Here is a 25,170-nt window from a genome sequence, read left to right as displayed (position 1 = left end):
TTGTTCGAAAAAAAGCCCCCGGCCCCGGCGGGTCATTCGCCCACGGCGGCGCTGGTGCTGTGGCGGCGGTCGGCCCCGCCGTAATAACGGTCGGAACCCGGCGTGTTCAGGCTCGGCCCACCCACGAGGATTCCCTCTGCCACGCCCCAGTGGGGATAGGCCCTGAAGCTGTAGCCCTCCCGCTGGAGCTTCGCGATGACACCGGGCGTCAGGGCCCCGGCCTCGACCTGCACGGGTTCGGGCTGCCACTGTTCATGGATGCGCGGCAGGTCGACGGCGTGCTGGATGTCCAGCCCGTAATCGATCACGCCCAGCACGGAAGTCAGCACGATGGTGGGAATGCGCGACCCGCCGGGACTGCCGATCACCATCACCGGCTTCCCGTTGCGGGAGATGACGGTGGGCGTCATGGACGAAAGCGGCGTCTTGCCCGGTGCGATCTCGTTCGCCTTGCTGCCGATGATCCCGAACATGTTGGGCGCACCGGGACGGGTGGAGAAATCGTCCATTTCGTCATTCATGAACACGCCCGTCCGCCCCGCGACCATGCCCGCGCCGAACCAGCCATTGAGCGTATAGGTCACCGCGACCGCATTCCCGTCACGGTCCATCACGGAATAATGCGTGGTCTCCTGCCCCTCGTTCCCCGCGACACCGGGCCGCACGGCCGCGGACGGAACCGCACGCGCATTGGGGATGGCGGCGCGGACCTGGCGCGCGTAATTCACATCGAGCAGATGATCGACCGGATTCGACACGAACGCCGGGTCGCCAAGGTCCTGCCGGTCGGCATAGGCATGGCGCATGGCCTCCACCTCACGCTGCACGGCGGGCACGGTGTAAAGGCCGAGGCGGTGCATGTCATAGCCGGACAGGATGTTCAGCATCTCGCACAATGCAACCCCGCCGCCGCTCGGCGGGGGCGCGGTATCGATATGGTATCCGCGGTATTCGCATGTCAGCGGCGGCAGGATGCGCGGTTTGTATCCAGACAGGTCCGCGCGCGTCAGCAGGCCGCCCCCCTTGCGGCTGGCGCGCACGATCTCGCGCGCGGTCTTGCCCTCGTAAAATCCGTCAGTCCCCTTGCGCGAAATCCGTTCCAGCACGCGGGCCAGTTCTGGCTGCACCAGCCTGTCGCCCACCTGCAGTCCGCTGCCATCGCGGCGCAGGAAGGACCGGCGCGCCACGGGATCGCGGCGGAAATCGTCATTGCCGTGCGAAATCAGTTCCACATCGCCCGGCGCAAGGACGAATCCGTCACGCGCCAGCGCGATGGCCGGTGCCATCACCTGCTTGCGCGACAGGTGGCCCCAGCGCTGCCGGGCGAGTTCCAGTCCCGCGACGGTGCCGGGAATCGCCACGGCCTTCCACCCCTTGGTCGAAAGGCCGGGAATGACATTCCCCTTTGCATCCTGGAACATCGTGGCCGTCGCGGCGGCCGGCGCGTGTTCGCGGAAGTCGAGGAAGACCGCAGGCCCGTTCGCAGGCCGCAGGGTCATGAACCCGCCACCACCAAGGTTTCCCGCCGCCGGATAGACCACGGCAAGCGCATATCCCACGGCCACGGCGGCATCCACGGCGTTTCCACCTTCATGCAGGATGCGCGCGCCCACCTGTGACGCAAGGGTCTGGGCAGAGACGACCATCCCCTCATGCCCGCCCACGGGCGGGGCCGACGCCACCGGCACGGACGTACCGCCAAACGCCAGCGGGTCATCCTGCACCGCCGCGGGCACGGCGGCGGCACACGCCACCCCGTCGGACAGCAGCAGGACGCCCGCCAGCAGCAGGCCACCGGCCCGGCGGGATGGGAAACGACGCAGACCAGCAACCATTTTCATTTTCCTGACAGGCAATGACATGCCGCGTTTTTCAAGGATCAATCCCAAAACCTGAACAGCATGCTGAAATCATAGAAATTTCTGGTAAATTTTTTCCAAGGGAGATCCAGAATATGCCGCCTTTTTTAAAAAAAGGCGGCCCCTGAAAACTTTTACTGCTTTTTACCAGCAGGCCGTCACCTAACCGGTGATGTTGTAGGGCGGCTTGTTCAGCCCGGCCGGGGAGTAGGTAAAGACCTCGCACCCATCCTCGGTCACGCCCATCATGTGCTCGAACTGCGCCGACAGGGAACGGTCACGCGTCACGGCGGTCCAGCCGTCACCAAGGATCTTCACATCCGGGCGGCCGATATTGAGCATCGGTTCAATGGTGAAGAACATGCCCGGACGCAGGACGACGCCATGCCCCGGACGGCCGTAATGCAGCACATTCGGCGCGGCGTGGAAGGTCCGGCCGATGCCGTGGCCACAGAAGTCGCGCACGACGGAAAAGCGCCGCTCCTCCGCATAGGTCTGGATCACATGCCCCACATCACCAAGGGTCGCCCCCGGTCGCACGGCCTTGATGGCCAGCATCAGCGATTCATAGGTCGCATCGATCAGGTTCTGCGCCTTCTTCGACGGCGTGCCCACCGTGTACATCCGGCTGGTATCGCCAAACCAGCCATCAAGGATGACGGTCACGTCGATATTGAGGATGTCGCCTTCCTTGAGCACCTTGTCGCCGGGGATGCCATGGCAGACCACATGGTTGATGGAGATGCAGCTTGCCTTCTCATACCCGCGATAGCCGATCGTGGCGGAGACACCGCCCTGCGCCACCATGAAGGCATGGATGCGCTCATCCAGTTCGCCAGTCGTCACCCCGGCCTGCACATATGGCGTGATCATGTCGAGCGTACGTGCCGCCAACTGTCCCGCCGCCCGCATGCCAACAAAATCCTCGGGGGAGTGCAGGACGATCGCGCCCTCGTTCATGTCGCCATCCATGCCGATATTCCTTCGTCGCTAGTCATCGCGTAATCACACCCCCGCGCCTGCGCCCGCCGGGACAGTTTCCCGACGCCACGCCCGGCAGGTGCGATGCCATCCCATGAACGGCGACAGGTTCTATACCCCCATCGGCGCGCCGTGTCAGCGGCCGAGGCAGGCCTAGCTGCGCGGCTTGCCCTTAGTAGTGGCGGCGACGCGATGCGCCTGCCCCATCCCGACAAGGTGTACGTGCGCATGCGTTGTGGCATGGGCGTGCGCCGTGGCGGCATGCGACACCACATGCACCCCGGTGGCAGGGTGTCCCCCATGCCGCAGCCGGGCATAGGACAGCGGAATCGACGCATCGGCGACCTGTTCAGGCCCCTCCACGTGGTAACGCGAACTCGCCAGCAGGAAGCGGCCACGCGCGGAAGCCGCGCGGTGGCGTGCGGCAAGGACATTGCGCGCAAGGACCAGCGGGCGCTGGACCGGGGCGATTCCCTCCGCCCGGAAACTGTCATCGAGCAGGTCGGCCATCACCGCATTGCGCTCCTCGTTCGAGGAGGCGCCCATGACCACCCCGATCAGGCGGACATTGTCGCGCACGGCGGAGGTGACGAGGTTGTGCCCGGCAACGGCGGTATACCCGGTCTTGAGCCCGTCCGCCCCCGGATAGGACTGGAGCATCGGGTCATGGTTGGGCACGTAACGGCCACGGAAATAGAAGGCCGGGACCGCGAAATAATGGTAGTATTCGCTGAAGTCGAGCGCGATATGCCGCGCGAGCGTGGCAAGGTCGCGCGCGGAGGTCATCTGCTCCTCGTTCGGCAGGCCCGACGCATTGCGGAACGACGTATCGTTCATCGACAGGCGCGCCGCCTGCTCCGTCATGATCTGCGCGAAGGTTTCCTCGCTCCCCGCGCCAAGGAATTCGCCCAGCGCGCAGGCCGCGTCATTGGCCGATTTCGTGACGAGGGCAAGGATCGCCTCCTCCACCGTCAGGTAACTGCCCGGCCGCAGGCCAAGCTTCGACGGTTCCATGGAGGCGGCGTGCGCGCTGACGGGCACCACCTGATCCAGCGTGATGCGCCCCGCCCTGAGCGCCTTGAACGTCAGGTAGAGGGTCATCAGCTTCGTCAGGCTGGCGGGGTAGCGGCGCAGGCTGGCGTTGGACTGCGACAGGATGGCCCCGGTGCGGGCGTCCATGACGATGGAACTGATCTGCCCCACATACTGGGCGCGGGCCTGCCCGGCACCACCGAACAGTCCGGCGACCAGGCCGCCCGCCACCAGCAGTGAAACCTTCACCCTGGTGCCGCGTGCAGTGAAAAGACGCTTCAGACGACGGGGAAAAGGGGACATGCGGTGATTATCATCCAGTGCGGGACCGGGCCGAAGATACCTGCGGTCGCCATCATATGACAATTAATTCTGTCACCATCCTAGACAGCGGGACGCGTCGGCGTCCAGAGCGGAATTGCGAAAAATGGCCGAAACGGCATGCAACTTTGTGTTGCTGGCACGCATGGCCCGCAATGCTGCGCCACACGAAACCGAGAGGAGGCGAAAAAATGATGCTCCATAATGCCACCTGCCCCTTCCAACGGGGAACAGAGTTCCAATATGGTAGGATCATGTCCGTCACACGCCTGCACTCCCCTGTCGCCCAAGCCCCGCACCATCGCGGCGCACCGCTGCCCGCGCGCGCGCATGGTGGCAACACCCCCCCGCGCCGTCCCGATGGCGATACGGGCAGCGGCGACAGCGGCAATGACGACGGACTGGCGGGCGTTGTCATCCGCACCCGGCCGCAGACCCGCAAGCCGGCGATGTACAAGGTCCTGATGCTCAATGACGACTACACCCCGATGGAGTTTGTCGTCCACGTGCTGGAACGGTTCTTCCAGAAATCGCGGGAGGAGGCGACGGACATCATGCTGCATGTCCACAAGCGCGGCGTCGGTGTCTGTGGCGTCTTTACCTACGAAGTTGCTGAAACGAAGGTCACGCAGGTCATGGACCTCGCACGCCAGAACCAGCATCCCCTGCAGTGCACGATCGAAAAGGACTGAGGCCACGATCAGGCATTTTCCCACCTTTGCATTCTTTCATGCAGATTTATGCAAATTTCCTCTGGCATTCCCCCCGCAACGGGACAAAGATCGGAGTGATTGTCCGGTCATGATCCCCGGGGCCGCAATGGCCCCCCTTGGAAAAGGAGCGTCTCGGCATGTTGTCACGTAATCTGGAACAGACGCTTCATCGTGCGCTGACACTCGCCAGCGAACGGCGGCATGAATATGCCACCCTCGAACATCTTCTCCTCTCCCTCATCGACGATCCCGACGCGGTCACGGTCTTTCGCGCCTGCGGCGTCGACCTCGACAAGCTGCGCCACGACCTGACGGAATTCCTCGACAAGGACCTTGCCGGCCTGGCGTCCGACCGCACCGTCGATCCCAAGCCGACTGCCGCGTTCCAGCGCGTGATCCAGCGCGCCGCGATCCATGTGCAGTCCACCGGCCGCGACGAGGTGACGGGCGCGAACGTCCTTGTCGCCCTGTTCGCCGAACGCGAAAGCCATGCCGTCTATTTCCTGCAACTGCAGGACATGACGCGCCTTGATGCCGTCAACTTCATCTCCCACGGGATCGCCAAGGCGCCGGAGCGTTCGACGCGCCGGCCGGTCGCGGGCACGCCCTCCGAAGGGCCCGACCCGGAGCGCGAGGAAGCCGGCAAGGGACGGCAGAAGAACCAGGACGCGCTGTCAACCTACTGCACCAACCTCAACGACAAGGCGAGCGAGGGCAAGATCGACCCGCTGATCGGCCGCGACTCGGAAATCGAGCGCACGATCCAGATCCTGTGCCGCCGCACGAAGAACAACCCGCTGTATGTGGGCGATCCCGGCGTGGGCAAGACCGCGATCGCCGAAGGACTGGCCAAGCGGATCGTCGAGGGCGACGTGCCGGAGGTGCTGCTCAACTCCACGATCTACTCGCTCGACATGGGCGCGCTGCTCGCGGGGACGCGCTATCGCGGTGATTTCGAGGAACGGCTGAAGGCGGTCGTGACCGAACTCGACAACAACCCCGGCAGCATCCTGTTCATCGACGAAATCCACACCGTCATCGGTGCGGGTGCGACGTCGGGCGGGGCGATGGATGCGTCGAACCTGCTGAAGCCCGCGCTGGCGGCAGGCACGCTGCGCTGCATCGGGTCCACGACATACAAGGAATACCGCCAGCATTTTGAAAAGGACCGCGCGCTGGTGCGCCGGTTCCAGAAGATCGACGTGGCGGAGCCTTCCATCGACGACGCGGTGAAGATCCTGCGTGGCCTGAAGGTCAATTACGAAAAGCACCACAAGGTCCGCTATACCGACGACGCGATCCGTGGCGCGGTGGAACTGGCGGCGAAATACATCCATGACCGCAAGCTGCCGGACAAGGCCATCGACGTCATTGACGAGGTCGGCGCGTCGCGCATGCTGGTGCCTGAAAACCGCCGTCGCAAGACCGTCACCCTGAAGGATGTCGAGGACATCGTCGCCAAGATCGCCCGCATCCCGCCCAAGAGCGTGTCGTCGGACGACAAGGAGACGCTGCGTTCCCTCGAACGTGACCTCAAGGGCATGGTCTATGGGCAGGACAAGGCGATCGAGGCGCTGACGGCGGCGATCAAGCTGTCGCGTGCGGGCCTGCGCGATGCGGAGAAGCCGATTGGCAACTACCTGTTCTCCGGCCCGACGGGCGTGGGCAAGACCGAAGTGGCGAAGCAGCTGGCCAGCACGCTGGGCATCGAACTGATCCGCTTCGACATGTCGGAATACATGGAGCGTCATTCGATCTCGCGCCTGATCGGTGCGCCGCCGGGCTATGTCGGCTTTGATCAGGGCGGCCTGCTGACCGATGCCATCGACCAGCACCCGCATGCGGTCCTGCTGCTTGACGAGATCGAGAAGGCGCATCCCGACCTGTATAACGTGCTGCTGCAGGTCATGGACCATGGCCGCCTGACGGACCATAACGGCAAGACGGTCGATTTCCGCAATGTCATGCTGATCATGACGACGAACGCGGGGGCTGCGGACCTGAGCAAGGAGGCCATTGGCTTTGCCCGCAACGGGCGCGAGGGCGAGGATGAGGAAGCCATCAAGCGCATCTTCACCCCCGAATTCCGCAACCGCCTTGATGCGATCATTCCGTTCGCCCACCTGTCGCCCGAAGTGGTGGACCGCGTGGTGGAGAAGTTCATCTTCCAGCTTGAAGCCCAGCTGGCGGATCGCAACGTGATGATCGAAATCTCGTCGGCGGCGAAGGAATGGCTGGCGGAACGTGGCTATGACCGCCTGTATGGCGCGCGCCCCCTGGGCCGTGTCATTCAGGAAAACATCAAGAAGCCACTGGCCGAGGAACTGCTGTTCGGCAAGCTGGTCAAGGGTGGGGTCGTCAAGATCTCGCTCAAGGATGGCAAGCTGGACTTCGACTACATTTCCCATGATCCGTCATCCTCCGCGCCGGAAAGCGATGAAGGCGATAACGAGAAAGAGTCCGAAGCGGCGGACTGATAACCCGCCAGTTCAGGACGAACGAAAGACAGGGGTCGGCAACGGCCCCTGTTTTCGTATTTGGTAAGGGTTCGGTGGGCAAAGCCGCTGAACATGCAATGCAGTCGGCGCATGAAACATCCGGGCGCTGCCCGGACCCGGCAGGAAGCACGCTCCCTGCACCCTGATTCGTTAAAAGTCATGGTTTCCAAAGGGCCGCGCCCTTTGGTGGGGGTTCGGTGGGCAAAGCCCCTGAGCATGCAATGCAGTCAGTGCATGAAACATCCGGGCGCTGCCCGGACCCGGCAGGGAGCGCGCTCCCTGCACCCTGATTCGTTAAAGGTCATGGTTTCCAAAGGGCCGCGCCCTTTGGTGGGGGGCGGGGGCAAAGCTCCTGAGCATGCAATGCAGACGCTACGCGTTTCCGCTACAGGAACTGAACCATGCCGGGTCGAGGTTCACGCTGGCCAGCGCCTGCCGCCATTTGCCCGAATGATCGGGGCTGAAGACGATCTGGTCCGTTGCGGGGGCACTGACCCATGCGTTGTGATGCAGGATCTCGTCTTCCAGTTGGCCGGCCTCCCAACTGGCATGACCCATCGCCAGCAGGGCGTGCTGTGGTCCCGCGCCATCGGCGATGGCCCGCAATATGTCCAGGCTGGCGGTCAGGATGGTGCTGTCATTGACGGCCATGCTGCCATTGCCTTCCCAATCGGCGGAATGCAGGACAAAGCCGCGTGAACTGTCCACGGGGCCGCCCGCGCACAGGCCGATCCGGCGGCGGGGCGGCACCGGCGCCACGCCCAACTGCTCCAGCACGTCATCAAGGACGGGTTGCGACAGGCGTCGGTTCACGACCAGCCCCATCGCCCCGTCTTCGGCTGAATGGGCACACAGATAGATGACGCTCCGCTCAAAGGGCGTATCCATCAATGCCGGTGTCGCCACCAGCAGGTGTCCGGTCAGGTTGTGGCCCGATGTCAGGGATATCTTAGGCATGGCCCAAGGATAGAACCACATCCCCCCCCCTTTGCAACCGTTTCATGCAATGGCTGCCAGGGTGGACACAACCCGGCCCGTCCGCGTTACGAATTTGAATCTGTCACGCAGGACCGCCACACTGTCCGGCATGACCCCCATCATGCAACGAAAGGATCATCCCATGTCGAAGATCGCCCTGGTCACCGGTGCCACCGCCGGTTTTGGAAAGGCCATAGCCGAACGCCTGGTGCGCGACGGATACCGCGTCATCGCCACGGGCCGGCGTCAGGAACGGCTGGACGCGCTGGCGGCGCAACTGGGCAAGGCGCTGCTGCCCCTGCGCCTCGACATGATGGACAAGGCCGCCATCGCCGCCCTGCCCGACGCGCTGCCGGCAGAATGGCAGGAAGTCGATATCCTTGTGAACAATGCCGGGCTTGCCCTTGGCATCTCCAAGGCACAGGAAAGCGATGTCAGCGACTGGGAGCGCATGATCGCAACCAATGTCACCGGCATGGTGGAACTGACGCGTGCGCTGCTGCCGGGCATGGTGGCGCGCGATCGCGGGCATATCGTCTCGCTGGGCAGCACGGCAGGGATCTATCCCTATGTCGGCGGCAACGTCTATGGCGCGACAAAGGCATTCGTGGAACAGTTCATGCGCAACCTGCGCTGCGACCTGCTGGGCAGGAATGTCCGCGTCACCAACATCGCGCCCGGCCTGTGCGGCGGCAGCGAATTCAGCAACGTGCGCCTGCGCGACAATGCAAAGGCGGCGGCGGTGTATGAAGGCACGCATCCCCTGCTGCCCGATGACATCGCGGAGACGGTCTCGTGGATCGTGAACCTGCCGCCGCACGTCAACATCAACCAGATCGAGATGATGCCGATCTGCCAGGCGGCAGGTGGCCTGTCGGTGGTCAAGGGCATGAAGGACTGAGCCGTATCAATGCAGGACAAGACCAAGGGTACGAAGACCCAACCCGACGCGGCAACCATCGCGGCACAGGCCCAGTTGGCGACACGTTTTCGCATTACCGACGGAACGGATTTCAAACTTTCGGCCTGCCCGACCCGTGCGGCGCAGGACTGTGGGCTGGAAAAGAAAGGCGGCAAGCGGCATCTGTATGAACGGATCGGCCGCCTGTCGGAACTGCAGGCGCGGCTGTACGCCAATGGCGAATGGTCGATGCTGATCGTGCTGCAGGCGCTGGACGCGGCGGGCAAGGATGGCGTCATCAAGCATGTGATGTCCGGCATCAATCCCGAAGGGGTCAATGTCACCTCCTTCAAGCAGCCCGGCCCGGTCGAACTTGCTCACGACTATCTGTGGCGCGAACACCTGGCCCTGCCGCAGGGCGGGCATATCGGCATCTTCAACCGCAGCCATTACGAAGAGGTGCTGGTCACGCGGGTGCATCCCGAAATCCTTGAAAACCAGAAGATCCCGCCACAACTGCGCAAGTCACCGACGCTGTGGGACGACCGTTACCGCGATATCCGCCATTTCGAGGAGTATCTGGCACGACAGGGCACGGTGATCGTCAAATTCTTCCTGCACCTGTCCAAGGACGAGCAGCGCAAGCGGTTCCTGTCGCGCATCAACCATCCTGAAAAGAACTGGAAATTTTCCGCCGCTGACATCCACGAACGTGGATACTGGGACAGCTATCAGGAGGCTTATGAACAGGCGATCCGCAATACGGCGGCGCCGCACGCGCCATGGTTCGTGGTGCCGGCGGACCAGAAATGGTTCGCCCGCCTCGTGGTGATCGAGACACTGATCGCAGCACTGGAGCAGCTTGACCTGCAGATGCCCAGACTGGACGCCGCCGCGCGCGCGGAAATGAAAAAGGCCCGCCAGCAACTGATGGCCGAAAAGACATAGAACGTCACATCCGCATATAACGCATGCGTGTGCGGGTCATTGACGCGCGCACGCATCCCACGCATGGAAGGCATGTAGTGACAGAATGAGGACTGTGATGTCGGCACGCTTAACCCTGCTGCGCTCCTTTTGCGCGGGCGCCATGATGGTCACCGCCGCGCAGGTGATGACCAGCACGACCGCGCATGCGTGGGGGGACTCCGTCTCCGCCAGTTGTGACAATCGCAGGTTCCTAGAGGACCAGCGCAAGTTCGAGAACGAGGAACGCCACACCCGGCATGCCGACCTGCCCGAACATGTCTGTGGCCGGGTCATCTCCGTCTCCCGCGCGCGCCGGACGCGCAGTGGCTGGCATGGCTATTTCTATGTCGATGTCGGGTCGGGGATCTACATCCGCATCGTCTCCGACCTTGACCGCATGGAGGCCCCGCAATGGCCGTGGGTGGCGAAGGGCGATGACGTGGATGTGGTCGGGCGCTACTACTTCGACAACCTGCGCAGCCAGGGTATCGACTGGACCCATCATGGCACCAGCCGCAACTGGCCCATCGCAGGCTATGTGACGGTCAATGGTCACCGGTACGAGTAAAAAAAGCCTATTAACAATAAAAGTTTTTGGTGAAGCTTTTTCCCAAAAAGCTTCAAAGAACGCCGCCTTTTAAAAAAGGCGGCACCCAGAAGCTTTTATCTGTCCATCGCAACCGCCTCGCCTACCACCGGAAGGACGGCACGCACACCGCCGGATCAAGCCCCGCGCCATGGGCCTCCTCCACCGCGAGGGCGTAATCGGCATCGCGCCCCTCGGCCCAGCTGCCGCCAAGCATTTCCTGATGGATACCGCCCAGCACCCAGCAGCCATCGACGCCCGCGCCCTTTGCGCCGCGCATGTCGGTGGCAAGGGAGTCCCCCACCGCAAGGATGCGTGACAGCGGCAGGTCCATCATGCCCGCCACAAGGGCATAGACCTCCGGATGGGGCTTGCCGATCCAGCGCACGTCCCCGCCATGGCTTTCCTCATACCGGCTGGCCAGGGCACCGGCGCACAGCAGGCGACGGCTGCCCCGGATGACCTGCTGGTCCGGGTTGGCGCAGATCATCTTCAGCCCATGCCGGGCGCATTGGTCGAGCACCGGAAGATACGGCGTGATGTCCTCCTCCCCCCGGTCGGCATCAGGGCCGGTATTGAGGACGAAATCCGCCTGCGCCGGGTCTTCCACCACATCAAGGTCCAGCCCCGCGAACAGGTCGACATCCTTCTGCGGCCCAAGGTGCAGCATCCGCCGCCCCAGTTGCGCGAACCACGGGTCGGTGCGGGCCTGCAGCATCCGGCGCGTGCATTCGCCGCTGGTCATCAGCCCTTCATACAGGTCATCGCCAATGCCCATCGCCCGCAGCCCAACCTGCACCGTGTCGGCACGGCGCGGCGCGTTGGACAGCAGAATCACCCGCTTGCCCGCCTGTCGCAACTGCTGCAGGCATTCCGGCGCACCGGGATACGGGGCCACGCCATTATGGATGACGCCCCACAGGTCGACGATATATCCGTCATACCGATCCGCCACAGGGGCGATTCCGCTGGCTTCCTTCACGACAGGGCGGTTCCTTTCGCATCGGACAGGGTCTCGAACCCCTGCAGGCGCAACGCCTTGAGCGTCTCGCGCTTCAGGCGCGACAGGATCGCCGGCCCTTCATAGGCATAGGCGGTATAAAGCTGCACAAGGTCGGCCCCCATGCGCACGCGCTCCACGATGTCCGCACCGCTTTCGATGCCACCGCACGCCACCAGCGTCAGGCGGCCATTGGCCGCGCGGGCCACATGCGCCAGCGTATCGCATGACAGCGGTGTCAGCGGACGGCCCGACAGGCCGCCGGTTTCCGTGGCATAGGCGCTGCGCAGGCTGCGCGGGCGCGAGATCGTGGTGTTGGTGACAATCAGGCCCTGCGCGCCGCCCGCGATCGCGGCGTCCACCACGGCGGGGATATCGTCGCGCGCCATGTCGGGCGACAGCTTGACCAGCAGCGGCGGACGTTCGGGATGGGCGGCGGCAATCGCATCGAGGATGGATTTCAGGCGCGACGCCTCCAGCAGGTCACGCAGGCCCGGCGTATTGGGCGACGACAGGTTGATGACGATGTAATCGACGTAATTCTTGATCCGGCCAACCAGCAGCGGATAGTCGCGCTCCGGGTCCGCACCGGTCTTGTTGATGCCAAGGTTCGCGCCCACTGGCACCTTCGCCCCCACATGGCGGCCCGATGCGCTGACACGGTGCAGGCGGGCCATGCGCACGGCAAAGCGGTCGATGCCCTGGTTGTTGAAGCCCATGCGGTTGATGATCGCGCGATCTTCGGTCAGGCGGAACAGGCGCGGGCGCGGGTTGCCCGGCTGTGGGCGGGGGGTGACGGTCCCGGCCTCCACAAAGCCGAAGCCCGAACGCGACAGCGGGCGCACCACCAGCGCGTTCTTGTCAAACCCCGCCCCGATGCCGATCGGGTTCGGGAATCGCAGGCCCATGGCGCGAATCGACAGGGCGGGATCGTCCCGGGCCGGGTCCGACACGCCGCCAAGCCCGAGTTGCAGGGCATTGAGGGCAAGCTGATGGGCGTCCTCGGGATCAAGGCGCCGGATCAGGGGCATCATCATGCGCGACAGAATATTCATGGCAGGATTTTTGCCGCAATTCACCCCAAAGGGAAAGGGGCGTGCCTATTTCACATGCAGCGCATCCACCGCCGCTGGCGGATCGGTGGGAAAGCGGATCAGGTAATAGGGCGGCACCCGCAGGTCGTGCCCCCCGTTCAGTCCGCCAAGGCGGTTCCATTGCCCCAGCGTGCAGTAGACATCGCTGCCATCGACAAATATCCCGTCCGGCGACAGCACGCGCGGGTCACGGACCATGGTGTCGAACGACCCGTCGACATTGCGGCGGAAGATGGCGTCATGTTCAAAATTGGTGGTGTAGATGCGCCCCTGCCCATCGGTGGCCAGTCCGTCGGCCACGCCCTTTTCCCCCTCGTCACGCACGGCCTGCGCCAGTTGCGCCTCGGTTGCGGAGAAATCGGACAGCAGCGCCGTGGGAATGCTGTAGAGCCGCCTGCTGGTCAGCGGGCAGAAATACAGCGTACCGCTGTCGGGCGACAGCGTGATCCCGTCCGCGCCCCCCCAGACAAAGGAAGGTTTGTGCCGTGGGGGATCGAACACCAGCGGGCGGCCTTCCACCACGGCCATGAAACCACGTTCCGCCTGTGTGGCATGATGCTGCGCCAGCACGCGGCGCTGCCGCCCGGTGGCGATGTCGATGACCACCAGCGCGGGCGACATGCCGAACGAGGAATCCGTGACATACACCGTCCCCGCCGCCCCATGCGTCAGGTCCACGCGCAGGTCGTTCATGTGGCTGTCGGGCAGGACGATGCCGGGACGCAGCACGATATTGGAAAAGATCGTGTTGGTGGCGGGATCGATCCCGATCACCTTCGCCGCCCCGGCCGCCAGCGGCAGGCCCGCGAGCTTGCCATCGTCAATGCACCACAACCGCCCGCGTGTGTCGGTGGTCATGCCATGGACCGACATCAGGCGCTGCGCGGGCGCGCGATCCGACGGCAGGCTCCATTGCGCATCGGGGTAGGCATGAAGCCCGTCATCGCGCAGTTCGGCAAGCGTGGCGCCCGTATGATTGATGGCGTGACGGGGAAAACCGATGAAGATGCGCCGTCCCGGCGTCACCGCAACCCCCGACGGGCCGGGACCGTCAAAACGCGCCACGACCTCGAACGGGCCTGCCGAATTGAAACCGTGATCACGGTTGGTGCCTTCAGTCGCGGCGGGGGCCGCATGGGCGCGTCCCGCCGCACGCGCCAGTGCTGCGGCAACACCCATGGGAACTGCGGCCCCCAGCAATGAACGACGCTTCATGAGTGTTCCTTTCCCGCTTGCCACCTGCCTGCAAATCCAAAAAAGTTTTTGGTGAAGCTTTTTTCAAAAAGCTTCGAAAGAACGTCGCCTTTTTCAATCAAAAGGCGCCACCCAAAAAAACTTTTATAACTTCATCAGGAAGCCGCCTGCCCTTCCCCGCCACAGTGACGGAGCCTCACGGCAGGGACAACCGCCCTGCCCCTTCACGATCAGTTCAGGGGCTGGCGCGCCGGGGGCGCACCCCCGCCGTCTTTCAGGGAACGCCGCACCGCCGCGACCTCCGCCGCGCTGACCTGCGGGACGTCATTGCCCCATGACAGGCGGATGAAACTGACCACGTCGGCCACGGCCCGGTCGTCCATGCGCGCCGCAAAACCGGGCATGACAAAGGCCGATGGCGCCTGATGGGTGGCGCGCAGCACGCTGCCCGTCAGGACGATGCGGATCAGCGACGTGGCGGAGGCATCCATCACCACCGGATTTCCCGCAAGCGGCGGGAACGTCGTGGGATAGCCCCGCCCGTCGGTCCGGTGGCAGGCGGCGCAGCTATCGACATAGGCCCGCGCGCCCCGTGCGGACAGGTCGCCCGCATGCAGGCTGCGTCCGGTCGTTTCATCATACTGCCATGCCCGCGCCTGCGGATGTACGGGGGGCAGGGATTTCAGGTAATGGGCGATCGCATGCAGGTCATCATCGCTCAGATGCTGCGTGCCATGGCGGATCGCATCCGTCATCCCGCCAAAGGCGGCGGCGTGCATGACGCGCCCCGTCCGCAGGAAGGTGACGATATCCTCCTCGCTCCACCGGCCCAGCCCCTCGCGCTCTTCCCCGCGCAGGCTGACGGGATTCCAGCCATCGACCGCACTGCCACCCGACAGGTACAACGGCCCGTCCGCCGCCGTCAGGGCCTTTTCCTGCATCGCGACGCCGCGTGGCGTATGGCAGGCCCCGCAATGGCCCGGCCCCTCCACCAGATAGGCCCCGCGCGCCAGTTGCGGGTCGGCAAAGCTCCGCACGCCCTGCGCACCAGACGGGGCGAACATCATCCGCCACGCCACCAGTGGCCAGCGCATCGACAGCGGCCAGACAATGTCATTGGGCGCGACAGGGGTTGCGACAGGGGCGACGCCCTTCATGAAATAGACATACAGCGCATGCACATCCGCATCCGTCAGATGGGCATAGGACGGATAGGGCATGGCCGGATACAGCGTCGCCCCATCCCGGCGGATCCCCTGGCGCAGGGCGCGCGCGAATTCCGCCTCGCTATAGAGGCCAATCCCCGCCTTCGGGTCCGGCGTGATGTTGGAAGCCCGGATCGTACCCATCGGCAGGTGGAACGTCAGCCCCCCGGCAAAGGGCTTTCCCCCCGGCAGGGTATGGCACGCGGAACAGTCTGCGGCACGGGCCACATACTCCCCCGCCGCGATCTCCGCCTGCTGCCCCGCATCCCCCGCCGCGCGCGCGGGCCCCGCAATCCCGCCGACCAGCCCCACCAGCAGGGCAAGGACACGCCCCCCCTTCACAGCGACACCAGCGGGCCGGGATTTTTCAGGTAGGTCTGGCGGATATGGTGCGCCGCCCAGTAGGCAAGGGCCGCGACCATGCCGGTCGGGTTGTATCCCGTTCCCTGCGGAAACGCATTGGCGCCGATGACAAACACGTTCGGCACGTCCCACACCTGCAGGTAACGGTTGAGCGCGCTGGTGTTCGGGGCCGTCCCCATCACCGCGCCACCGCCCAGATGCGTGGTCTGGTATTTGCGCGTGTCGAACGGCACGCCGAATTCCCGCTTTGTCAACTGCACCCGCCGCGCGCCCATTGCGCGTGCGACATCGCCAATGCGATCCACCACGTAACGGTTCATGCGGATATCGTTATCCTTCCAGTCGAACGTCATGCGCAGCAGAGGCAGGCCGTAGGCATCCTTCCATGTCGGATCGAGGTCGAGGAACACATCGCGATAGGCCATGTTCGCGCCATGCGCATCAATGCGCAGGGAATGGCGGTAGGTATCCACCAGCCCCGCCTTCCACGCACTGCCCCATCGCGGCGTGCCCGGCGGGCCGCCCGCCTGCGCCGCCGCGATGGCCTTCACCCCCGCCTGGTTCACCCAGACGGGTGAGCCACCGACGAAACCCAGCGGGCCATGATCGAAATTCTCGCTGTTGAAATCATCGAACGCCACGCCGCCGCCGCCAGTCCCGACGAACTGTTCGGTCTCGATCCCCCGGTCAAGCCAGACCATGCTGGTCGTGACGTTCTGGTAGACGAAGTTGCGGCCCACCACACCTTCGTTGGCGACAGGGTCATAAGGCCTGCCAATTCCCGACAGCAGCATCAGCCGGACGTTATGGAACTGGAACGCGCTGAGGATCACCAGTTCGGCAGGCTGCGTCCATGTGCGCCCGTCACGATCGACATAGGTCACGCCCGTTGCACGGGTTTTCGTGCTGTCCATCTCCACGCGCAGGACGTGGGCGTGCGTGCGCAGTTCAAACAGGGGATCGCGACGCAGCACCGGCAGGATGTTCACGTTGGGCGATGCCTTGGAATACATGTAACAGGCATAACCGCTGCAATACCCACAGAAATTGCACGGCCCCATCTGCGCGCCATAGGGATTGGTGTACTGCGCCGACGCATTGGCCGCGGGCATGGAATAGGGATGGAACCCCGCCTCCGTCGCGGCCTTGCGGAACAGGTGCGCGCTATAGACGTCCTTCAGCGCGGGCAGCGGGAACGGCCCGGAACGCGAGGGGGAGAAGACATTCCCCTGCCCCACCACTTTCCCGTTGATCTTGTACGGCTCCCCCGACGTACCGAACACCTTTTCCGCTCGGTCGAAAAATGGCTCCAGTTCGTCATAGGTGACGCCATAATCCTGAAGGTTCATGCCTTCGGGGATAAAGGATTTCCCGTAACGCTCGATCACCTTCGAACGCAGGATGAGGTCATCGGGCGGCATGCGGAAATGCACGCCGGACCAGTGCAGGCCCGCGCCGCCCACGCCCTCGCCCGGCAGGAACGCCGCCATGCGCCGGTACGGCAGGGCGCGCTGGTGGATATTGTTCCTGATTGTAACGGTGTTTTTCGAAAGGTCCTGGAACAGGCGATAGCGGAAATTGCCCTCAAGCTCATCGATCGAGCCGGGATAGGCCCCATCGACGGCGGTGCTGCGGTCGGGGCCACGTTCGAGCATGACGACATTGCGCCCGGCCTCGGTCATTTCCTTGGCCATGATCGAACCGGCCCAGCCGCCACCGACGATGACGACATCAACGGATTTCAGTCGCGTTGCATCCATGTCAGGCGGTCTCCCCGGAAATCGAGACGGTCCCCAGCGGATACCTGACGCCATACTGGTCCACCCAGTCCATGAAGTCGGCACGCGCACCGGGAAAGCCGATCATTGTCCATGACCGCAGCCCGACATTGCCGCCATGGATGGGATCGGCAAATGCGCCTTCCATCGTGTTGGACAGCAACTGTTCAAAAAACTGCGCGGCGGGCAGGTCCGCGAACATCATCTCCCCCCTTTCCATCATGGCCAGCACTTCATCCTGGCGTTCGGGGGAAAGGGCGGCAAAATCCGCACCGTCATTATGCAGGCACCACGCATTGGCGCCCGCGATCCCCCGGCGATAGACCTCCCGCGGGGGATAGGGCAGTTGGTAGCCAAGGTTGGGCGGCCCCTCCACAAAGGGGGCGTGCATGTACCACATCTCCCCCCGGCCATAGGGCGTATCCATCTGCAGGTCGATGAAGCGCGGCACGCCAAGCGCGACCGCATCCGGCCCGAGCACATCATGCGGAATCAGGCGCGCGCACGCGGCGTTGAGAAATTTCCATTCGGCAGCATCAAAGAATACCGGAGCATGCGGGACCACGGCCGTATCGGCAGCGGCACGCGGCGCAACATGTGGCATCGCCACCAGCGCGGTGGTGGCCGCGATGGCCTGCATGAACGTGCGACGGGAAGGGAGGGCATGCGACCTGTTCATCTGGATGTCATGTCTCCATCGTTACGACCCGGGCGTCTCCCACAGGGGCATCACTGCCCGGTGCATGCCCGTAAACCCATGCCAGAAAATCATTGTCATATCCTGAACCATCCGTCCCGAAAATGAAACGACCCGCCACACGGGGCGGGTCGCATCATCGGGAGTGCCGTATCCATGCACGCGCAGCACAACAGGCGGCACGCGCAGGAACGATCCATCAGGATGGCGGCAGGATCAGCGTCCCTTGCGTTCCGCAGCCAGACGTTCAAGGCGCACCTGCTTGCGCAGCGCACGGGCCTCGCGCCATGCCTCGACGGCGGACCGCTTCACCTTCGGCGCACGCTCCGCCGCCTTTGGGCGGCGGGTGGGTGCGGGGGCGGCAGTCGTCTCGGCCTTGGGGGCAGCCACTTTTTTCGCAGGCGTTCTGGCCGTGCGGGCCTTGGTGGTGGCGCGTGCGGGCGCAGGGGCCTTCACATCTTCGGCGGCCGCAGCCTTTTTGGTGCCGCGTGCCTTGCGGGTGGCCTTCGGCGCGGGGGCGGGTTCTTCCACCACGTCGGCCACGACCGCCTTCTTACGACCCGTACGCTTCGGCGCGGGGGCGGCGGCGACCTCAGCAGCCTTCACCTTCGCCTTGCGGGTGCGGCGCGCGGGCGTTGCGACCTCCACGGCCTCAACCTCGACCTCGGCTTCCACCGGCGCGGGTGCGGCCACCCGACGCTTGCGGACTTTCCTGACAGGTTCGGCAGGTTCCTCAACCGGTGCGGGGGTCGCGGCACGGCGGCGGCGCGGCTTCACCTCTGCCGGTGCGGGCGCTTCCTCAGCCACGGCGGGTGCGGCACGCCTGCGGCGGGCGGGGGCCTTCTTCTCCACCGTGGCGGTCTCCGCCGGGGTGGCGGCCGCACGTGCGGCGGGGGCCTTGCGGCGGCTCTTGCGCGCCGGGGCCTGCACGGCTTCGACCACCTCTTCGACCAGTTCAACCCGGACCGGTTCGGGCGGGGCCACGGTTTCGGTTTTCTTCTTCCGTGCAGGGCGCTTTTTCGAAGCGGAGACCTTGGGTTCCACGATTTCAGCGTCCTCGACAGCCTTGGCGCGACGGGATGCGCCCGTGGCTACCGTACGCCGTCCCTTGCGGACGGTTGCCTTTTTGTTGTCTGCCATACACTCCACCTTTGAGAATATAAATGTATGTATCCCATCATCAACCCGGCGCATGACATCGCAATCGACACTGCCCGCGCCGTTCCCGACCGAATGACAGATCACGCCCCGACGAGATTTCCATCGTCATGACCTGCTGTTGGGCTGACATTACAAAACACGCAACTGGGACATTATGGATATACCAGAATGTCCCTTCATTGCGACGCGAAACCTGACGATGTCAAGCGAATGTGGAATAATTCGGCTGTTTTTCTTAATATCAAGCGTAACAATCCGACAATGCCGGGGCATGACATGACAACACCTTACAGGCGGACTTTATGTCATGGTTTTCAATATATGATTATCCAGACTACCATTTTTTAATGTAACCGCACCTTTCGCGATAACCGCGGCCATGGGTGTCCCACGCTGGGAACAGACAAGCCATGTGTACAGGTGGGGCATATTCATTCCCCTGCCTTGACCACCCGACCTGCGCACAATATTGCGCGGCCATGAAAATCGTCCTTTTCCTTGCCCGCAACATCTCCACCACCGTGGTTGCCGCCGCGTGCGACGCCGTTGCGGGATACCCGCAGCGTCTGGTGCAGCGGATCGGCCATCCCGTCATGTGGGTCGGCCACCTGATCGGCGGTCTGGACCGGCGCCTGAACCGCGACACGGATTGCGATCGTGTCAGGTACAGAAACGGTTTTGTGGCAATGTCGGTCATCGCGACCCTGCCTTGCGCAGCCGTCGCGCTGGCGCAGGTGCTTGCGTCGCGCCGGCTGCCGCCACCGGTGGCCATCATTGCAGGCGGCCTTCTTGCAAGTTCACTCAGCGCGCAGCGTTCCCTGTGGGAGCATGTGCGCGCGGTATCCATCGCCGCGCGGCAGGGCCTGCCGCAGGCACGCGTGGCGGTGTCCCACATTGTCGGGCGCGATCCCGCACAGCTTGACGAGGCGGCGGTGATGCGCGCGGCGGTGGAAACGCTGGCTGAAAATTTTTCCGACGGGGTCGTCGCCCCCCTGCTGTGGATGTCGCTGGGGGGGCCGGCGGGGGCCGTGTTCTACAAATCCGTCAATACCGCCGACAGCATGATCGGCCATCGCACGCCACGCCATGAGTGTTTCGGCTTTGCCGCGGCACGGCTGGATGACCTTGTGAACCTGCCCGCATCACGGCTGTCGGCGGCATGGATCCTCCTTGCCGCCATGACCATGCCCGACATGGACGCGCGCGCGGCATGGCGTATCGTGCGCCGTGACGCCGGGCATCACCGCTCCCCCAATGCCGGATGGCCGGAGGCCGCGATGGCGGGCGCGCTGGGCGTGCGCCTGTCGGGGCCACGGTCCTACAACGGGGTGGTATCCCACGAACCGTGGGTGGGCGATGGCCGCGCGGACCTGACGCCGCGCGACCTTGACCGTGCGCTTGCCCTGTATCGCCGCGCCTGCATGGTGCAGGGCGGCGTGCTTGTGGCGCTGTCGGTCATGCTGCGCCGGGCGTGGCGCGCGCATCGCACGTCATGAGGCAACCGGCCGGGCGAGTTCCAGCAGCGCGCTGATGTCAACGTGGCGCTCCAGGTGATCGGCGAGCGCGTCGAGCGCGTCTTCCACCGTCTCGTCATGGTCGCGCCCGCCCGATCCCGCGCCAAGCCGTGCAAGCAGCGCCCGCCGCGCCATGCCATCGGCCAGCAGTCCGTGCACGTAACTGCCCCACACACGCCCCGAACGCGCCACCGCGCCATCGGCGTGCGTGCGCAGGTCGATCAGCGGGCGCGCCGCATGGTCCGGCCCATCGGTCACCCCCATGTGCATTTCGTACCCGCGCACCGCAACGCCTTCGGGCAGCAGCGTGCCCGACACATTTTCCAGCCGCTTGTCCCCCGACAGCACGGTCCGCACATCCAGCAGGCCAAGTCCCGCAACGCGACCGGGCGGTCCCTCGATCCCCTGCGGGTCGGCCACGTCGTGACCCAGCATCTGGTAGCCGCCGCAGATCCCCAGCACATGCCCGCCCCGGCGCACATGGGCGAGGATGTCGATATCCCACCCTTCGCCGCGCAGGGCGGCAAGGTCGGCAACCGTCGCCTTCGACCCCGGCAGGACCACAAGGTCGCATGGCGGCAGTGGCTGTCCGCGCGCAACAACCGTCAGGACGACATCGGGTTCGGCACGCAGGGGATCAAGGTCATCGAAATTCGCGATCATCGGCAGCCACGGCACGGCCACGCGCAACGCCCCCTGCCCCATGCGCCCCTGCCCCGTGCGGCCCGCGCGCAGGTCGGCCGCGTCCTCCGCAGGCAGGTCGCGGGCACGTTCGAGGAACGGCACCAGCCCCAGTGGGGCCCATCCCGTATGGCGTGCGATCGCACGCATCCCGTCGGTGAACAGGGACGGGTCGCCGCGCATGCGGTTGACGATGAACCCGCGTATCCGTGCCGCATCGCGCGGGTCCAGCACGGCCTGCGTGCCAACCAGGCTTGCGATCACGCCGCCACGGTCGATGTCGCCAATCACCACGACATCGATATCTGCCGCCTGCGCGAACCCCATGTTCGCAATGTCATCATCGCGCAGGTTGACCTCCGACGCGGAACCCGCGCCTTCGACCAGCACGAGGTCGCATTCATCGGCCAGACGGGTGAATGACTGCACGACCTCGGGCATCAGGCCGCGCTTGAAGGACTGGAAATCGCGCGCATGGACCTGCCCGCGCACCTGCCCGCGCACCACAAGCTGCGATCCCGTCATCCCCTGCGGCTTGAGCAGGACGGGGTTCATGTCCACGCAGGGCGCAACCCCGCAGGCCCGTGCCTGCAGCGCCTGCGCGCGGCCGATTTCGCCGCCACCGGCGGTGACGGCGGCATTGTTGGACATGTTCTGCGGCTTGAACGGCCGCACGCGCAGGCCCCGGCGCACGCAGGCCCGCGCAAGGCCCGCGACCAGCACCGATTTCCCGACGCTCGACCCCGTGCCCTGGAACATCAGCGCGCGCGCCATCAGAATTCGATCCCGGCCTGCGCCTTCACGCCATCTTTGAAATGATGCTTCACCAGTCCCATCTCCGTCACCAGGTCGGCGGCGGCGATCATGGCCGGACGTGCGTTGCGGCCCGTCACGATGACATGCTGCATCGGGGGACGCGCGGCGATGTCGGCAATGACCTCCTCCAGCGGAAGATAGTCGTAGCGCAGCGCGATATTGAGTTCGTCGAGGATCACCAGCGCCACGTCTTCACGCCGCAATGCCGCGCGCGCCTGTTCCCATGCGCGTTCGCACGCGGCGATGTCACGGGCGCGGTCCTGCGTGTTCCAGGTGAAGCCTTCACCCAGCGCATGCCATTCGACAAGGTCGCCGAATTTTTCCAGCGCGATGCGCTCCCCGGTGTTCCACGCGCCCTTGATGAACTGGATCACCACCACGCGCCCGCCATGCGCCACCGTGCGCAGCGCCATGCCGAACGCCGCCGTGGACTTCCCCTTGCCGGGGCCGGTATGGACCGCAAGCAGCCCCTTCTCCACCGCCTTGGCCGCGACCTCGCGGTCCTGCACTTCCTTGCGCCTGCGCATCTTCTCGCGGTGGCGTTCCGCGTCGGGCATATCGGTCATTTCATCTCCATCGGCAAACCTGCCGCCACAAACACCACGCGCCCGGCCTCCCGCGCAATGGCCTGATGCAGCAGGCCTGCCTCGTCACGGAAACGCCGCGCCAGCGCATTTTCGGGCACGATGCCCAATCCGACCTCGTTCCCCACCAGCACCGTGGGGCCGCCCCTGCGCCGCAGGGCGGACAGCAACCCGTCGCGCGCGGCCGCAATGTCACACCCGTCCAGCAGCAGGTTCGTCAGCCACAGCGTCAGGCAGTCCACCAGCACGGGACGCCCCCCGGCGGCGTCCAGCACCGGGGCGATGTCGCGCGCCTCCTCCACCGTGTCCCAGCCCTGCGCACGCCGCGCGCGATGCACGGCAACACGCTCGCGCATTTCCGCATCATACACACGCGATGTCGCGACATAGGTCCACGGGGGCGGCCAACGCGTGACAACCCCTTCGGCAAACGCGCTTTTTCCCGAACGCGCACCGCCCAGAACCAGCACGGCGCCCGCCATGCCACCCGCGACATGCGTCCCCCCATCGGAAGCCTGCATTAAACCCCTCCGCCATCTTGCATCGCGCGGCATAAGACCACACAACTGCGCTTATGCCACCCCATGCCTCCCGCGCCGCCACGGCAGCGCCCCTTCCGCAGCGCCTGACATCGATGGCGCAACTCCGCGCCGCATGCCGCGACATGCCGCCCCCTGACGCCAGCATCGACGCCCTGATCGCCGAACGCGACCAGACGCTGACGAAACCACCGGGCAGCCTGGGGCGGCTTGAACGGCTGACGGCATGGATGGGACGGTGGCAGGGGCGTGCGCGTCCGACGCTGGATCATGTGCGCATCATCGTCTTTGCCGGGAACCATGGCGTCGTAGCACAGGGCGTTACCCCCTGGCCCGCCAGCGTCACCGCGCAGATGGTGGCGAATTTCGAAGCCGGGGGGGCCGCAATCAACCAGATCGCCCGCATCGGGCAGGCCGAACTGCGGGTCGTGCCGCTGATGGACCTGCGCCCCACGGCGGATTTCACCCATGCCCCCGCGATGACCGAGGCCGCGTTCCTCGACGCGGTCACGACCGGCATGAATGCCGTGGGGGAGGAAACCGACCTCCTGTGCCTTGGCGAGATGGGAATCGGCAACACCACGGCGGCATCCGCCGTTGCCGCGGGCCTGTTCGGCGGTCACGGGGCGCAGTGGGCGGGACGCGGCACCGGGCTGGATGCGGCGGGCGTCGTGCACAAGGGCAACGTGATCGACCGCGCGCTGGCCCGGCATGAGGCCGTGCTGGAAGACCCGCTGCTGGTGGCACGGATGCTGGGGGGATACGAACTCGCGGCGATCATGGGCGCGGTCCTTGCCGCGCGCTGGCGCGGGATCCCGGTCGTGCTGGACGGGTTTGTCTGCACCGCCGCCGCCGCCCCGCTGGCGCGGCTGCGCGCGGATGGGCTGGGCCATACCGTGCTGTCGCACTGTTCCGCCGAAAGCGGGCATGTCGTGCTGGCGCGCGCGCTGGGGCTGTCGCCGCTGCTGGATTTCGGCCTGCGCCTGGGCGAGGCGTCGGGGGCTGCGCTGGTCATCCCGCTGCTGCGCAGTGCAATCGCCTGCCATAACGGCATGGCGACCTTTGCGCAGGCACGGGTCAGCGGCCGCGCATGACCCGGCTGCTGGCATGCCTGCGCGCGGATGTCGTGTGTGGTGCGGGCCTGCTGACACGGCTGCCGGTGGGGTGGCTGGCACGCGACGGGCTGCCTTATTCCATGACGCGCAGCGTGTGGACATGGCCGGCCATCGGCGCGTTGTGCGGACTGTCTGGCGCGGGGGCGTTCATCGCGCTGTCGCACCTGCGCATCGCGCCGCTGCCCGCCGCGGCGCTGGCGGTGGCGGTGCAACTCCTGCTGACGGGCGGACTGCATGAAGACGGGCTGGCGGACATGGCGGACGGATTCGGCGGCGGGAAGACGCGCGCGCGCAAGCTGGAGATCATGCGCGACAGCCGCATCGGCAGTTACGGGATGATGGCCCTTGCCCTTGCGCTGCTGGCACGCGTGGGGGCGATCAGCACCCTTCCGGCCGGGCTTGCGGTGGTCATCATGCCCCTTTCCGGGGCGCTGGCGCGCGTGGCGATGGCGGGCGTGCTTGCGGTCCTGCCCCCCGCCCGCACCGATGGGCTGGCCAGCACGATGGCGCGCATTCCCCTGTGCGCACGCATCGCCTGCATGCTGCCGCCGCTCGTGCTTGCGCCATGGCTGCTGGGCGCATGGGCGGGGG

The 25,170-nt window shown here is 65.2% G+C and carries 22 protein-coding genes; 8 read left to right on the top strand and 14 right to left on the bottom strand.

The genetic code is table 11. The features are described 5' to 3' along the window. Positions 1-32: 32 nt before the first annotated feature. The 3 genes from ggt to KMAL_RS10825 form a co-directional block, all read right to left on the bottom strand. A complete protein-coding gene (ggt, locus tag KMAL_RS10835) occupies positions 33-1,835 on the bottom strand; it encodes a gamma-glutamyltransferase (protein ID WP_110095716.1) in 1,803 nt (600 codons plus the stop codon). 186 nt (positions 1,836-2,021) lie between these two features. Next, entirely contained in the window at positions 2,022-2,831 is an 810-nt protein-coding gene (gene map / locus KMAL_RS10830) for a type I methionyl aminopeptidase (protein WP_110095715.1), read from the bottom strand. A 162-nt stretch (positions 2,832-2,993) separates the two neighbouring features. Next, positions 2,994-4,175, bottom strand: coding sequence for a D-alanyl-D-alanine carboxypeptidase family protein (locus KMAL_RS10825; RefSeq protein WP_110095714.1), 1,182 nt, complete (start codon positions 4,173-4,175; stop codon positions 2,994-2,996). Between the two features lie 272 nt (positions 4,176-4,447). On the opposite strand from KMAL_RS10825, the gene clpS reads away from it, so the two are divergent. Both clpS and clpA read left to right on the top strand, forming a co-directional pair. Continuing rightward, positions 4,448-4,885 (top strand): ATP-dependent Clp protease adapter ClpS, encoded by a 438-nt coding sequence (gene clpS / locus KMAL_RS10820; protein ID WP_239020086.1) that lies wholly within the window; start codon positions 4,448-4,450, stop codon positions 4,883-4,885. Positions 4,886-5,043: 158 nt separating this feature from the next. Further along, the gene (gene clpA, locus KMAL_RS10815) at positions 5,044-7,383 is read left to right on the top strand and encodes an ATP-dependent Clp protease ATP-binding subunit ClpA (RefSeq protein WP_110095731.1); all 2,340 of its coding nucleotides are present in this window, start codon (positions 5,044-5,046) and stop codon (positions 7,381-7,383) included. A gap of 393 nt (positions 7,384-7,776) precedes the next feature. On the opposite strand, the gene KMAL_RS10810 is transcribed toward clpA, so the two are convergent. After that, positions 7,777-8,361 carry a YqgE/AlgH family protein gene (locus tag KMAL_RS10810; protein ID WP_110095730.1) on the bottom strand — a complete coding sequence of 195 codons (585 nt, stop codon included), beginning with the start codon at positions 8,359-8,361 and terminating at the stop codon, positions 7,777-7,779. Between the two features lie 163 nt (positions 8,362-8,524). Here KMAL_RS10810 and KMAL_RS10805 point away from each other — a divergent pair, with 163 nt between their 5' ends. From KMAL_RS10805 to KMAL_RS10795, 3 genes are all read left to right on the top strand, one after another. Continuing rightward, positions 8,525-9,283, top strand: a complete 759-nt coding sequence (locus KMAL_RS10805; protein WP_110095729.1) for an SDR family NAD(P)-dependent oxidoreductase — start codon at positions 8,525-8,527, stop codon at positions 9,281-9,283. Positions 9,284-9,292: 9 nt separating this feature from the next. Beyond that, positions 9,293-10,231, top strand: coding sequence for a polyphosphate kinase 2 family protein (locus tag KMAL_RS10800; protein WP_239020085.1), 939 nt, complete (start codon positions 9,293-9,295; stop codon positions 10,229-10,231). Between the two features lie 97 nt (positions 10,232-10,328). Then, the gene (locus KMAL_RS10795; protein WP_180999800.1) at positions 10,329-10,820 is read left to right on the top strand and encodes a DUF3465 domain-containing protein; all 492 of its coding nucleotides are present in this window, start codon (positions 10,329-10,331) and stop codon (positions 10,818-10,820) included. A 121-nt stretch (positions 10,821-10,941) separates the two neighbouring features. Here the strand turns inward: KMAL_RS10795 and KMAL_RS10790 are convergent, their stop codons facing one another. From KMAL_RS10790 to KMAL_RS10755, 7 genes are all read right to left on the bottom strand, one after another. Next, positions 10,942-11,820 (bottom strand): TIGR01459 family HAD-type hydrolase, encoded by an 879-nt coding sequence (locus KMAL_RS10790; protein WP_110095713.1) that lies wholly within the window; start codon positions 11,818-11,820, stop codon positions 10,942-10,944. Beyond that, entirely contained in the window at positions 11,817-12,893 is a 1,077-nt protein-coding gene (locus KMAL_RS10785) for a quinone-dependent dihydroorotate dehydrogenase (RefSeq protein WP_110095712.1), read from the bottom strand. The genes KMAL_RS10790 and KMAL_RS10785 overlap by 4 nt, the downstream gene beginning before the upstream one ends. 45 nt (positions 12,894-12,938) lie before the next feature. After that, positions 12,939-14,147: an L-dopachrome tautomerase-related protein gene (locus KMAL_RS10780; protein ID WP_110095711.1), complete on the bottom strand. Its 1,209-nt coding sequence runs from the start codon at positions 14,145-14,147 to the stop codon at positions 12,939-12,941. 209 nt (positions 14,148-14,356) lie between these two features. Beyond that, positions 14,357-15,673 carry a c-type cytochrome gene (locus KMAL_RS10770; RefSeq protein ID WP_408887917.1) on the bottom strand — a complete coding sequence of 439 codons (1,317 nt, stop codon included), beginning with the start codon at positions 15,671-15,673 and terminating at the stop codon, positions 14,357-14,359. Continuing rightward, entirely contained in the window at positions 15,670-17,454 is a 1,785-nt protein-coding gene (locus KMAL_RS10765) for a GMC family oxidoreductase (protein WP_110095709.1), read from the bottom strand. The genes KMAL_RS10770 and KMAL_RS10765 overlap by 4 nt, the downstream gene beginning before the upstream one ends. A 1-nt stretch (position 17,455) precedes the next feature. Further along, positions 17,456-18,151, bottom strand: coding sequence for a gluconate 2-dehydrogenase subunit 3 family protein (locus KMAL_RS10760; protein WP_110095708.1), 696 nt, complete (start codon positions 18,149-18,151; stop codon positions 17,456-17,458). Positions 18,152-18,385: 234 nt separating this feature from the next. Next, positions 18,386-19,309, bottom strand: coding sequence for a hypothetical protein (locus tag KMAL_RS10755; protein WP_146044200.1), 924 nt, complete (start codon positions 19,307-19,309; stop codon positions 18,386-18,388). Positions 19,310-19,809: 500 nt separating this feature from the next. Between KMAL_RS10755 and cbiB the strand changes: the two genes are divergently transcribed. After that, the gene (cbiB, locus tag KMAL_RS10750) at positions 19,810-20,826 is read left to right on the top strand and encodes an adenosylcobinamide-phosphate synthase CbiB (protein WP_110095706.1); all 1,017 of its coding nucleotides are present in this window, start codon (positions 19,810-19,812) and stop codon (positions 20,824-20,826) included. Here cbiB and KMAL_RS10745 read toward each other — a convergent pair. From KMAL_RS10745 to cobU, 3 genes are read right to left on the bottom strand one after another with little or no spacing between them, the layout of a single operon-like run. Beyond that, entirely contained in the window at positions 20,821-22,299 is a 1,479-nt protein-coding gene (locus KMAL_RS10745; RefSeq protein WP_110095705.1) for a cobyric acid synthase, read from the bottom strand. The genes cbiB and KMAL_RS10745 overlap by 6 nt on opposite strands. After that, positions 22,299-22,907, bottom strand: a complete 609-nt coding sequence (cobO, locus tag KMAL_RS10740) for a cob(I)yrinic acid a,c-diamide adenosyltransferase (RefSeq protein ID WP_110095704.1) — start codon at positions 22,905-22,907, stop codon at positions 22,299-22,301. Before cobO ends, KMAL_RS10745 begins: the two co-directional genes overlap by 1 nt. Further along, the gene (gene cobU / locus KMAL_RS10735) at positions 22,904-23,446 is read right to left on the bottom strand and encodes a bifunctional adenosylcobinamide kinase/adenosylcobinamide-phosphate guanylyltransferase (protein ID WP_110095703.1); all 543 of its coding nucleotides are present in this window, start codon (positions 23,444-23,446) and stop codon (positions 22,904-22,906) included. The genes cobO and cobU overlap by 4 nt, the downstream gene beginning before the upstream one ends. Before the next feature lie 113 nt (positions 23,447-23,559). Between cobU and cobT the strand changes: the two genes are divergently transcribed. Beyond that, positions 23,560-24,558, top strand: a complete 999-nt coding sequence (cobT, locus tag KMAL_RS10730; RefSeq protein ID WP_408887916.1) for a nicotinate-nucleotide--dimethylbenzimidazole phosphoribosyltransferase — start codon at positions 23,560-23,562, stop codon at positions 24,556-24,558. Then, the coding region (locus KMAL_RS10725; RefSeq protein WP_110095701.1) for an adenosylcobinamide-GDP ribazoletransferase at positions 24,555-25,170 on the top strand (616 nt) is incomplete at its 3' end. The genes cobT and KMAL_RS10725, both read left to right, overlap by 4 nt.

The organism is Novacetimonas maltaceti (assembly GCF_002906255.1).
Classification (GTDB): domain Bacteria; phylum Pseudomonadota; class Alphaproteobacteria; order Acetobacterales; family Acetobacteraceae; genus Novacetimonas; species Novacetimonas maltaceti.
Note: the sequence above shows the minus strand (reverse complement) of the source record. Positions and strands in the feature narration are given on the sequence as shown.